The 13,183-nt window shown below is 29.2% G+C and carries 10 protein-coding genes; 2 read left to right on the forward strand and 8 right to left on the reverse strand.

Annotated features, from left to right (window positions below):
* Positions 1 to 64 precede the first annotated feature (64 nt).
* The 3 genes from NG918_RS07845 to eno form a co-directional block, all read right to left on the reverse strand.
* Positions 65 to 2,092 (reverse strand): sodium-translocating pyrophosphatase, encoded by a 2,028-nt coding sequence (locus NG918_RS07845; RefSeq protein ID WP_252211961.1) that lies wholly within the window; start codon positions 2,090 to 2,092, stop codon positions 65 to 67.
* Positions 2,093 to 2,552: 460 nt separating this feature from the next.
* Positions 2,553 to 2,786 (reverse strand): preprotein translocase subunit SecG, encoded by a 234-nt coding sequence (gene secG / locus NG918_RS07850; protein ID WP_252211960.1) that lies wholly within the window; start codon positions 2,784 to 2,786, stop codon positions 2,553 to 2,555.
* Between the two features lie 288 nt (positions 2,787 to 3,074).
* Entirely contained in the window at positions 3,075 to 4,370 is a 1,296-nt protein-coding gene (gene eno / locus NG918_RS07855) for a phosphopyruvate hydratase (protein ID WP_252211958.1), read from the reverse strand.
* Between the two features lie 334 nt (positions 4,371 to 4,704).
* Here eno and NG918_RS07860 point away from each other — a divergent pair, with 334 nt between their 5' ends.
* On the forward strand, positions 4,705 to 6,102 hold the full coding sequence (locus NG918_RS07860; protein WP_252225550.1) for a hypothetical protein: 1,398 nt from the start codon (positions 4,705 to 4,707) through the stop codon (positions 6,100 to 6,102).
* Between the two features lie 81 nt (positions 6,103 to 6,183).
* Here the strand turns inward: NG918_RS07860 and NG918_RS07865 are convergent, their stop codons facing one another.
* The 3 genes from NG918_RS07865 to NG918_RS07875 form a co-directional block, all read right to left on the reverse strand.
* Complete coding sequence (locus tag NG918_RS07865; protein WP_252211955.1) at positions 6,184 to 6,768, reverse strand: protein kinase; 585 nt, start codon at positions 6,766 to 6,768, stop codon at positions 6,184 to 6,186.
* 195 nt (positions 6,769 to 6,963) lie between these two features.
* Positions 6,964 to 8,502 (reverse strand): 2,3-bisphosphoglycerate-independent phosphoglycerate mutase, encoded by a 1,539-nt coding sequence (gene gpmI, locus NG918_RS07870; RefSeq protein WP_252225551.1) that lies wholly within the window; start codon positions 8,500 to 8,502, stop codon positions 6,964 to 6,966.
* A 307-nt stretch (positions 8,503 to 8,809) separates the two neighbouring features.
* On the reverse strand, positions 8,810 to 9,412 hold the full coding sequence (locus NG918_RS07875) for an HD-GYP domain-containing protein (protein ID WP_252211951.1): 603 nt from the start codon (positions 9,410 to 9,412) through the stop codon (positions 8,810 to 8,812).
* A 291-nt stretch (positions 9,413 to 9,703) separates the two neighbouring features.
* Here NG918_RS07875 and NG918_RS07880 point away from each other — a divergent pair, with 291 nt between their 5' ends.
* The gene (locus NG918_RS07880; protein WP_252211949.1) at positions 9,704 to 10,765 is read left to right on the forward strand and encodes a PocR ligand-binding domain-containing protein; all 1,062 of its coding nucleotides are present in this window, start codon (positions 9,704 to 9,706) and stop codon (positions 10,763 to 10,765) included.
* A gap of 339 nt (positions 10,766 to 11,104) precedes the next feature.
* Here NG918_RS07880 and tpiA read toward each other — a convergent pair whose 3' ends face one another.
* Positions 11,105 to 11,851 (reverse strand): triose-phosphate isomerase, encoded by a 747-nt coding sequence (tpiA, locus tag NG918_RS07885; protein ID WP_003371300.1) that lies wholly within the window; start codon positions 11,849 to 11,851, stop codon positions 11,105 to 11,107.
* Between the two features lie 121 nt (positions 11,852 to 11,972).
* Entirely contained in the window at positions 11,973 to 13,163 is a 1,191-nt protein-coding gene (locus NG918_RS07890; RefSeq protein ID WP_252211947.1) for a phosphoglycerate kinase, read from the reverse strand.
* Between the last annotated feature and the right edge of the window lie 20 nt (positions 13,164 to 13,183).

Raw genomic sequence — 13,183 nt, forward strand, 5'->3', positions numbered from 1 at the left:
ACTCTGCTAAAACAGAGCCTTAAATTTAATTTGCAATCTTTTTAATTTATTTTAAACTAATTATTTATTTGATAAATAGGTTTATCAAAACTCCACCATATTTTAATATTACTGGTGCAAATACTACTGAAACTATTGTCATAAGTTTTATTAAAATATTCATAGATGGGCCAGAAGTATCTTTAAATGGATCTCCAACTGTATCTCCAACAACACCTGCTTTATGAGCATCACTGCCTTTTCCACCATGTACTCCACTTTCAATGTATTTCTTAGCATTATCCCATGCTCCACCAGCATTTGCCATCATAATTGCTAGCATAACGCCTGTAACTACGCCACCACCAATTAGACCTGCAAGAGCTTCTGTTCCTAATAATATCCCAACTAATAATGGTACTAATATAGCTAGTAATCCTGGAACAATCATTTCTTTTAATGCTGCATTGGTTGATATTTCAACACATTTTGAATAGTCAGGTTTTTGTGTTCCTTTTAATATTCTATCATCTTCTCTAAATTGTCTTCTTACTTCTTCAACCATTTGAGTTGCAGCTTTTCCTACAGATTCCATAGTTAATGCACCAAAAAGAAATGGCAACATACCACCAATTAAAACACCTACCAATGTCAATGGATTAAGTAAATTTATAGTTTCTAGATTTACTATTTGTGAATATGATGCGAAAAGTGCTAATGCTGTAAGTGCAGCTGAACCTATAGCAAAGCCTTTACCTATAGCTGCTGTTGTATTACCAACAGAATCTAATTTATCAGTTATTTCTCTAATACTTTCGTCTAATTCACACATTTCTGCTATTCCACCAGCATTATCTGCTATTGGGCCATATGCATCAACTGCAACAGTTATAGCTGTTGTTGAAAGCATTCCTACAGCTGATAAAGCTATACCATATAATCCTAACGCAGTATCTTTTGCTCCACCTATTGCAAAAAATGATATTATTATGCCTATAACAATTAGTAATATAGGTATAACTGTTGATCTCATTCCAACTGATAATCCTGCTATAATATTTGTTGCAGCACCTGTTTCTGACTCATTTGCAATGAATTTAACTGACTTGTAATCAGCAGAAGTATAATATTCAGTAATTTTACCAATTAGTAGCCCTACAAGTAATCCAGCTATTACAGGTAAGAAAATTTTGTAGTTTCCAAGTAAAGATTTACAAGCTATAAATCCTACTATTAATACTATTACACCTGAAATTGTACTACCTAAATTTAAAGCTTTTTGTGGATTGTCTCCTTTATATGATTTTACAAATATAATTCCTATCAATGATGCCAAGATGCCTATTGACGATAAAACTAAAGGAAAAATTACTATTTCTTTTCCCCATGCACTAACCAATACAGCACCTAGTGTTATTGCAGATATAATTGAACCAACATAAGATTCAAACAAATCTGCGCCCATACCTGCAACGTCGCCAACATTATCACCAACATTATCAGCTATAACCGCTGGGTTTCTTGGATCATCTTCTGGAATGCCAGCTTCAACTTTACCAACTAAATCTGCTCCGACATCAGCTGCTTTGGTATAAATCCCACCACCAACTCTTGCAAATAAAGCAATAGAGGATGCACCTAATCCAAATCCAGTTATATACTCTACATTTAAATCAAATACAATTGAAAAAATACTTAATCCAATTATACCTAGTCCTACTACACATAATCCCATTACTGTTCCACCTGAAAAAGCAACTGATAGTGCTTCTTTTATTCCTGATTTCGCAGCTTCAGCTGTTCTAACATTAGATTTTACAGCTATTCTCATGCCAATATAACCTGCTATAATTGAAAATAGTGCACCAACAACAAATGCTATTGCTGTTTTATAATTTAAAAATACTAGTATAGCAATAGCAACTACTACTATAAACACACATAAGTAAGAATATTCTTTTCTTAAAAAAGCCATTGCGCCTTCTTCAATGTAACCAGAAATTTCAATCATTTTTTCATTTCCAGGGCTTTTTTTCAAGATATCCTTTGCTAAAAAAATGACAACAATAAGAGCAATAAAACCAGCAATTAATGAAACGTATAATAGATTCATACATTTCCTCCTTATATTTTATTGGTTTTCGTATATCATTTATTCTTATGTATAATTTTTGTATTTCATGACAACAAAATAATTTTATTTGTCTATTTAGTATACATTATTATATTATATGTCTATTAGTACAAAATCTTAGTTTCATATTTTATTTAAGTAAAGAACTCTTAATTTTAAGTTAAGCCTTTAGCATATAGACTTTTAGATTTTAAATATCTTATATTTTACTATACATAAAAAATCATTAAGGCTACTTTATCACAATTCCTTTTACATATTTTATATTGGTATTCTTTAATGTAATTATTTTTATTTTAATCTATGTTTATATATATGCAATAGGTTAAATATCATTGCAATTTAACTTTTGCAATTCTTAATCATATATTGTTATATTTACTGATTTTATAATTTTCTAAAAAAATAAAAGTAAGGACTACTNNAGTAGTCCTTACTTTTATTTCATAAAGTTTAATATTAATGTATTAAGTGCAAATAATGCTGTAAAAATCCAAGTTAATCTTACAAGCATTACTTCCTTAGTTCTTGCTTTATTTTTTGAAAAGAATGTATCTTTTGATCCACCTTGTATTAATCCACTTAAAGCATCAGCTTTACTAGGTTGCATAAATATAGTTACTACTATTAATAAACCTAATAGTACTTCTACACCCATTAACATACTTCGCATAGGTAATCCCTCCTATATAGTTAACTCGTTACAAATAATATATCTATTAAAATTGTAACATAACATTTATTTTATTACAACTTTTCATTAATGTAAAGCTTCTAAATTTATACAGAATAAATCTTTTCAAATCCAAATTTCTAATATATAAATAATACTTAATTCCTGTTGGTATTGCCATTATTTGAATTAACATCTTCTAGAAATTATAAAACTAAAAAACAGCTACAAATTGCAGCTGTTTTTTAGTTTTGTTAGATGCTATATATCTTATTTCGTTTTATAAATTTATTTTTTTATATTAAAAAATGCTTTTCTTCCTCTATATTCGGCTACATCTTCTAACTCTTCTTCTATTCTTAACAATTGATTGTATTTTGCAACTCTTTCAGATCTAGCTGGTGCACCTGTTTTTATTTGACCTGCATTAACTGCAACAACTAAATCAGCAATTGTTGTATCTTCTGTTTCTCCTGATCTATGAGAGATAACAGCAGTATATCCTGCTCTATTAGCCATTTCTATTGCATTTAAAGTTTCAGTTAAAGTACCAATTTGATTTAACTTTATAAGAATTGAATTACCTGCACCAAGCTCTATTCCTTTTTCTAATCTTTCAGTGTTAGTAACAAATAAATCATCACCTACTAATTGAACTTTCTTTCCTAGTCTTTCAGTTAATAATTTCCATCCATCCCAATCTTCTTCTGCCATACCATCTTCAATTGAGATTATTGGATATTTATTTACCCAATCTTCAAAGAAGTCAACCATTTCAGCTGATGTTAATGTTTTTCCTTCATTTTCTAATACATATTTTCCATCTTTATAATATTCAGATGATGCTGCATCTATTGCAATAAATATATCTTCGCCTGCTTTATATCCTGCTTTTGTTATTGCTTCTATGATTACATCAATAGCTTCTGCATTTGATTTTAAGTTAGGTGCAAATCCACCTTCATCACCAAGACCAGTAGCATATCCTTTATCTTTAAGAGTGTTCTTTAATGTATGATATACTTCAGCACACATTCTTAATGCCTCACTAAAACTTGTCGCTCCTACTGGCATAATCATAAATTCTTGCAAATCTACTGAATTATCAGCATGAGATCCTCCATTTATTATGTTCATCATAGGTACTGGTAGTACTTTTGCATTTACACCACCAACATATTTATATAAAGATAATCCTAATGCATTAGCAGCAGCATTTGCAACAGCTAATGACACTCCTAAAATTGCATTAGCACCTAATTTTCCTTTATTATTAGTTCCATCTAATTCTATAAGCATTTTATCTATATATGGTTGATCAAATACATTACAACCTACTAAAGCTTCAGCAATTGTTTCGTTAACATTTTGTACTGCGGTTAATACACCCTTACCTAAGTAGTTAGCTTTATCTCCATCTCTTAGTTCTACAGCTTCATACATACCAGTTGAAGCACCTGATGGTACAGCAGCTCTTCCCATTGTTCCATCTTCAAGATATACCTCTACTTCTACAGTTGGAAAACATCTTGAGTCTAATATTTGTCTTGCAACAACGTCTATTATTTCTAAGTAATCGTTCATTTAATTACCCTCCTTTGAATTATATAAAGTTATTTGATAATGTTTATCAATATCATTTTAATATATAAAACATAAAATGAAAAGATTTTTTTTAATTACCTTAATATTATTGCTAATATTCAACCCTAATATTCAAAAAACATTTTTAAATATTTTTTGCACTAATCTATGTTTTAAGATGTGTTAATATATTAAATTACTCTATTCACTTTGCTTATGCATATATCAACATCCTTCTAAAATACAACCTTATATTTTAAAGTTTATTTTGGTACATATAGGAGTTATAAGTCATAATTTGTTAGTAAATAATATTATAGGAGCTTGTATCTATATGATTACATTATCAGCTATTCACTGGGTCTACTTAGTATTTATAGGATTAATCTTACTGTCTGTTATACTAAAAAAAGATATTTCAATTATATGTATAATAGGAATATTAGTAATAGCATTTATGATTAAATTTTCCATTTCAGAATCTATTATGTCTGTTTTCAATGGTTTTCTTTATGCAATCAAAGAATTACTTCCTATAATACTCATAATTTCCGTAATTACTGCTCTTAGTAATCTTCTTTCTGTAACTGGAATAAATGAAGTTATGATTTCTCCTTTAGCTAAATTAATAAAAAATAAAGTATTAGCGTATTGGATTATTGGTATTTCAATGATGATAATTTCATGGTTTTTCTGGCCTTCTCCAGCCGTAGCACTAATTGGAGCTATTTTAGTTCCAGTAGCAGCAAAAGCAGGCTTACCTAAATTAGGTGCTGCAATTGCTATGAATATATTTGGACATGGTATTGCTTTATCAAGTGATATCATAATACAAGGTGCTCCAAAAATAACTTGTGACGCTGCTGGCATAGCTATTAATGAGTTTATGCCATCAATAATAATTCTAGAGTTAGTTATGGGATTTACTACAAGTATTTTAGCTTTTTATTTTATAATGAAAGATATTAAGAATAATAACCTTAATTCAATAAGTGATAGTACAGATTTAGAAACGGATTTTAAAGAGGATTTTAAAGATAATATATCTAATTGGAAGAAAAGATTTTTAGCTTTTCTAGTGTTATTTTCTTATGCACTGGATGTTACTTTTATGTTTTTACTATCTATTAAAGGTGAGAATGCAACTTCATTAATTGGTGGAACCACTTTATTTTTATTACTTATAATCTTTTTAAGTATATTTAAAGATATAAAAAAAACTCAACTAACATCTTACTTAATAGATGGTTTTCAGTTTGCATTTAAAGTTTTTGGTGCTGTAATTCCTATTGCTACATTTTTTTATTTGGGTGGTAGTGGTTTTGAACAAATTATAGGACATTCCTTATCTAATAACTCTCAAGGAATAATTAATGATTTAGGTGTTGCTCTTTCCAATGCTGTTCCTTTAAATAAAATCATTGCAACATTTACCGTTTCTGGTGTTGGAATATTAACTGGATTAGATGGTTCCGGTTTCTCTGGTCTCTCCCTTGTTGGTTCATCAACTAGGTTATTCTCTTCATCTCTAGCGCTAAACTCATCTCCATTAGCAGCTTTAGGTCAAATCTGTACAATTTGGATTGGTGGTGGAACTTTAATACCCTGGGCATTAATTCCTGTTGCTGCCGTCTGTAAAGTATCCCCATTTGAGCTAGCAAGAAAAAACTTTCTTCCTGTTACAATAGGATTAATTACAACTGTGCTGTTTGCTTTAATTTTTCTAATCTAAAAATAAGACTATGTTTTAAAATAAAAATTACCGTTAATCTAAATGATTATATTATCAGTTAGATTAACGGCTTTAATTTTTTTATTTTTCATTGTCAAAATACCTGTCGAATTTAATGCTCCATTGATTTGCTTTGTTTTTATCTATTTCCTTAATGCCCTCAAGAAATTCATCTAAAACACCAATTCTTTTTAGTCCTTTCATTAAGTGTCTTGGATAATCTACTTTTCTAGAATATGCTTTTTTAGGATCAATTATCATTAGCTTTTCATCTTCAGATACAAATATATCCTTACATCTAGTATCAAGTTTAGTAAATTTAAGTTTTTTAAACTCTGTTAACAAATTATATATCTTTTTTATTAATTTTTTACTTAAACCATTTTTCTTAATATAGTAATCTAATCTTTCTCCATCAACTATTTCTCTTACTACATATAGTTTACCTCTTTTATAAAGTCTAGGAAAATATTTTGAACCATTTGTTCTATACAATATACCTCCCTCATCCTTACATACTTTTTGTGTCAAGAAAATTTTTACCACTTTATTTCCTGGTAATTCATAAACTATTCCGTTATTTCCTTGACCAAGATATTTCCCTTCTTTAAATAATTTTTCTGTCTTTTCATCAAAATCAGCAGAATAAGCAAAATTTCTTTTCATTTCATCAACCCTAAGCCTTTTTTATAAATATATTATATAAATTCTAACTTTATGCAAATAAAAAAATCTCTCTCAACTAAAAAAGCTTTCTATAATGAGGTTTTATCATATTTAATAGTAAAAATTTTCTATAATTTTATGTACAAAAAAGAGCTTAATAAGTTATACTTACTAAACTCTTTTAAAGATCATTTATTATTTAGTTGTCACTAAATTTTTCCCTGTCATTTCAACAGGAACTTCTAGTCCTAATTGATTTAACATTGTTGGAGCTATATCTGCTAGCTTACCATCTTTTATAGTTTTTCCTTCTGTGTTATTTGCAACCCAAACAAAAGGTACTGGATCTATTGTATGAGCTGTAAATGGATTTCCTGTTGAGAAGTCTATCATAGTTTCAGCATTACCGTGGTCAGCTGTTATGAATAAACATCCATCTTTTTCTAACATTTTGTTAGCAATTTTTCCTAAGCATTCATCAACAGATTCTATAGCTTTAACAGCTGCTGGAATAACCCCTGTATGTCCAACCATATCTGGATTTGCAAAGTTTAAAATTACCATATCATATTTATCTGAATCTAATCTATTTAATAACTCATCAGTTACTTCGTATGCACTCATTTCTGGCTTTAAATCATATGTAGCAACTTTAGGTGATGGAATAACAACTCTTTCTTCACCTGGATTTTCTTTTTCAACTCCACCGTTAAAGAAGAATGTAACATGAGCGTATTTTTCAGTCTCAGCAATTCTCAATTGATTTAATCCTTTTGAACTTACATATTCTCCAAGAGTATTAGCTAAAGTTTGAGGCTTATAAGCTACTTCAACACCTTCTAAAGTTTTGTCATATTGAGTCATTGTTACAAAAGTAAGATTTAAAGTTTCTCTCTTAAATCCATCAAATACTTTATCATTAATAGCTCTAGTTATTTCTCTTGCTCTATCTGGTCTAAAGTTAAAGAATATAACTGAATCTCCATTTTTTATTGTTGCTGTTGGAGCTCCATTTTCTAAAACTACTGTTGGTAAAACAAATTCATCAGTTTTATTATCATGGTAAGATTTTTTCATTGCTTCTACTGCACTATTAGCAGTTTCACCTTTACCTAATACTAATGCATTATAAGCAAGTTCTACTCTTTCCCATCTGTTGTCTCTATCCATAGCATAATATCTACCACTTATAGTAGCTATTTTACCTACGCCAACTTCAGCCATCATAGTTTCAGTTTTTTCTACAAATTCTTTACCTGATGATGGTGCAACGTCTCTACCATCCATAAATGCATGAACATATACATTTTGAATCCCTTCTTTTTTAGCGAATTCTAAAAGGCCTCTTAAATGTTCTATGTGTGAATGTACTCCACCATCTGATAACAATCCCATTAAATGTAATGTAGAATTATTATTTTTAGCATTAGCCATAGCTTTCATTAAAGATTCATTTTCAAAGAAATCTCCATCTTTAATAGCTTTAGTAATTCTAGTTAATTCTTGATATACTATTCTACCAGAACCAATATTTAAATGACCTACTTCTGAATTTCCCATTTGTCCTTCTGGTAATCCAACTTCTAATCCACTTGCTTGTAATTGTGATGCTGGATAATTTTTTACTAATCTATCAAAATTAGGTTTTTTAGCTAAGCTTACAGCATTTCCTTCAGATTTTGGTGCTATTCCAAAACCATCTAATATCATTAACATAACCGGTCTTTTTGACATATTCCTATCCCTCCAGATTTATTATTAAAATATCATAATATACTAATATTATCTTTTATTCTCTATATTTTTAACCATTTTAATTATATTATTTTTTTAGATGTATTGCAACTTATAAAACTGTGAAGATTATATCTCCTTTAATGTATATCCTCAATAATATATATACTAAATTCTTTATGTAAAAGTTGAATTCATTATGTTTTATTTAAAATCTAATTTTTTGTACAAGGCAAAAAGAGTCAAGTCTAAAAACAAATCTTAAAACCCATTTTAGATTTAACTCTATTCTATTAATCTATTAATACTATAAACTGCCATAATACTTAGTTACGATATCATTCCAATTTTCTAATATACAATCTGTAATTTCAGGATCATACATTACTCCTCTATTTGTTAAAATTTCTTTAAAACATTCTTTATCACTTATTAAATCTCTATATGGTCTATTGCTCTTCATCGCATCTATAGAATCACAAATTGCTATTATTCTAGATCCTAATGGTATTTCATTTTTCTTTAAACCCTTAGGATACCCCTTTCCATCCCATCGTTCATGATGATGTAATACTATATAAGATATATTTTTCAAGCTCTTTGCTTTACTCAAAATTTTATACCCTATTTCAGGGTGTTTTTTCATCATTTGCCACTCTTCAAAATCTAATCTACCTTTTTTATTTAAAACATTATCTGAAACTCCTATCTTTCCTATATCATGCAAATGAGCAGCTATATGATACATTTCTAAAGTTTCCTCTGACAAATTCAAATGCTGACATAATTTATATGTCATATCACTTACTCTTGTAGAATGCCCGGATGTATATAAGTCTCGAGCTTCTAATGCTGCAACCATGCTCTCTATTATGTCATGATATATTATACCTTCATTTATTATTGACATTTTTATTACCTCTTTATTTAAATTTAACATGTTAATATTTACTAATATATTATCATATTATTCTTGTGTATTAAATAATTATTTTGATAATCATTATCATTTTTATTTAACATTTATATAACATTGTTTTATTATTTCAATAAATATTTTTTAAAAATTTATCTTACTTAATAAAATTTTTGCTATTTTTTGATTATTAATTATGTCTACTGTATAATATAGATCGATAAGGAATAATTGTTTTTTCTTGTTGAATTTTACAAAAATTAAATAAAAGGGAGCTTTTTTTATATGAAAAATACTAACTTATCTAATGTAAAGTTAACGGATGTAATAAATGTAGATACACTTCAAAAAATTTTAGATGCATTTTCAGATACTACTGGAATTTCAACAGTAGCTGTTGATCTTGACGGTCCTGTTACGAAAATGACTAAACCATCAAGGTTTTGTATGAATCTAACCCGCGGTACTTCTGAAGGGTTAAAAAGATGTAATGAATGTGATATTAAAGGTGGACTTAAATCTGGAAAATCAAAAAAAACTACTGTTTATTATTGTCATGCTGGATTAATGGATTTTGCTGCTCCAATTTTAATAGGAAATATTCAAATTGGTTCTTTAGTTGGTGGTCAAGTTTTGCCTCAAGCCCCTAAAGAAGATAAAATTAGAATAGTAGCAAAAGAAATAGGAATTAACGAAGATGAGTATATTGATGCAGTTAGAGAAATAAGAGTTCTTTCAAAAGAATCAATTGAAGCTGCTGCGAATTTACTTTTTATAATAGCTAATACTCTTTCAGATGTTGGATATCAAAAATATATAGGTAAGGATTTAACTAAAAAATTATTTGAAGTTTCTCATAATATATACGAAAGAATCACTGAAGTTGAAAGTTATGTGAATAAAGTCAATGAAATAAATAGTAATCTAGTAAATAGGTTTAACACATTAATTACTTCAGCTAATATTTCTGCTGATCAAGTAGAAGAAATTGATCAAGTTGCAAAATACATAAATAATGTTTCTTCACAGACTAATTTATTAGGACTTAATGCTTCAATAGAAGCTTCTAGAGCTAAAGAATTTGGTGCTGGATTTGGTGTTATTGCACAAGAAATAAGAAAATTATCTAATATGAATAGTGAACAATCTAAAAAAATAGGCACTGTTCTTCATAGTGTAAAAGACTCTATTTTTAATATGAGTGAGCAAATTCAGGATACTAACGAAAATGTTAATGAAAATGTTGAAGCTTTAAATCAAATTATTAATTCCATTTTCGAGCTTCATAAAGATGCAGAACTTCTTGAAACTTTTGGAAATAAACTATCCGATTTAAATAATAAGTAATAATCTATTTGAACACAAAATTTCATAAATTATTATAGAATTTCTAAATGTACATAATTTCTTAAAAATAGGCTATGTTTTAAGTGAATGTTGATATTTTAGTATAAGGGCGAACTGGCGTTGGAATTTGCTTTTTAGAACTCTTAATGAAGATTTGTACAATTAATTGCTTGTCAGCAATCTTTGATTGGGAGCATGCATTAATTGGACTAAGCTTTATTTTAGTGTTCTTAAAGTAAATTCCTCTGTCCATGAGCTTTATACTACAATATCAACACTGTTTTAAAACATAGCCTAAAAACAAAAAAGGCTATGATTAAATCATAGCCTTTATTGTTTTTAGTAGTTAACTATTCCAGAAAAATCTTCTGCTTTTAAGCTAGCTCCACCAACTAATGCTCCATCTATATCAGACATAGCCATTTGTTCAGTGATTGTGTTTGGTTTAACTGATCCACCGTATTGAATTCTTACTTTATCAGCAACTTCTTTACCGTACATTTCTACTACAACGTTTCTGATTGCTAATATTGTTTCATTAGCTTGTTCCTTAGTAGCAGTTTTACCAGTTCCAATAGCCCAGATTGGTTCATAAGCTATAACAACTTTTTCAGCTTGTTCTTTAGTTAATCCAGCAATATCAACTTTAATTTGGCAAGCGATAAAGTTATTAGTAACTCCGCTTTCTCTTTGTTCTAAAGTTTCTCCACAACAAACTATTGGAGTAATATTGTGAGCAAATGCTGCTTTAACCTTTTTGTTTATTGCTTCATCAGTTTCATTGAAGTATTCTCTTCTTTCACTGTGTCCTAAAACAACATATTCAATTCCCATAGCTTCTAACATTCCTGGAGCAACTTCTCCTGTGAATGCGCCACTTTCTTCAAAGTGCATGTTTTGAGCTGCAACTTTTATGTTTGATCCAGCTGTTGCTTTTTTAACAGCATCTAAACATACAAATGTAGGACATACAACTACATCACAAGTAGCATCCTTAACTAATGGTTTTAATTCTTCTACAACTTTAACTGCTTCATCAACAGTTTTATTCATTTTCCAATTTCCTGCAATAATTGCTTTTCTCATCGTTTTCACCTCATAATAAATTATAATAAAACATAAAGTTTTAAATTTCTATAATAACTAATTCTACATAGTAAGGTAAAACTCCTTTAAGAAGTTTTACCATTTATCAACTTATTTAATATTAGTCGTTTAATGCAGATATACCAGGTAACACTTTACCTTCTAAGAATTCAAGTGATGCTCCACCACCAGTTGAGATATGAGTCATCTTATCTCCGAATCCTAATATGTTAACAGCAGCTGCTGAATCTCCACCACCAATTATAGTAGTTGCATTTGAATCCGCCATTGCTTTAGCTACTGCAATAGTTCCTTTATTGAAGTTTTCAAATTCGAATACTCCCATTGGTCCATTCCAAATTACAGTCTTAGCATCTTTAATAGCATCAGCATATAATGTTTCTGTCTTTGGTCCAATATCTAATCCCATGTTTCCAGCTGGAATGTTTTGATCTTCTGTTACTGTAGCTTCAACATCTTTGAATTCTGCAGCAACTCTATGATCTACTGGTAATAAGAATTTAACACCTTTTTCTTCTGCTTTAGCTATCATTTCTTTAGCATAGTCAAGTCTATCTTCTTCAACTAATGAAGTTCCGATTTCATATCCTTGAGCTTTTAAGAATGTATAAGCCATTCCTCCACCGATTATAATAGTATCAACCTTATCTAAAAGATTGTTGATAACAGCTATTTTATCAGAAACCTTAGCTCCACCTAATATAGCAACGAAAGGTTTTTCTGGAGTTTCAACTGCATTTCCTAAGAACTTTAATTCTTTTTGAATTAAGTATCCACATACAGCAGTATCAATATAATCAGTTACACCAACTGTTGAACAGTGAGCTCTGTGAGCAGTACCAAATGCATCATTAACAAAAATTTCAGCAAGTGATGCTAATTCTTTAGAGAATTCTTCACCATTCTTAGTTTCTTCTTTTCTATATCTAGTATTTTCAAGTAATACTACATCTCCATCTTTCATTTCAGCAACTGCTGCTTTAGCATTTTCGCCTACAACATTGTTATCTGGAGCGAATTTAACTTCTTTTCCAAGCATTTCACTTAACCTTTTAGCAACTGGTGCTAAAGTTAATTCTGGTTTTGGTTCTCCCTTTGGTTTACCCATATGTGAGCAAAGTATAACTTTTGCTCCATTATCAACTAAGTACTTTATTGTAGGAAGAGCTCCGTTTAATCTGTTTTCATCAGTTATAACACCATCTTTTAATGGTACATTAAAATCACATCTAACTAAGACTTTTTTTCCTTTTACTTGAATATCTTCAATTGTCTTTTTGTTAAAATTCATCTTGTTCACCTCTAATTATT

It is taken from the genome of Clostridium sp. ZBS2 (genome assembly GCF_023845855.1).
In the GTDB taxonomy this organism is placed as follows: Bacteria; Bacillota; Clostridia; order Clostridiales; family Clostridiaceae; genus Clostridium; species Clostridium aquiflavi.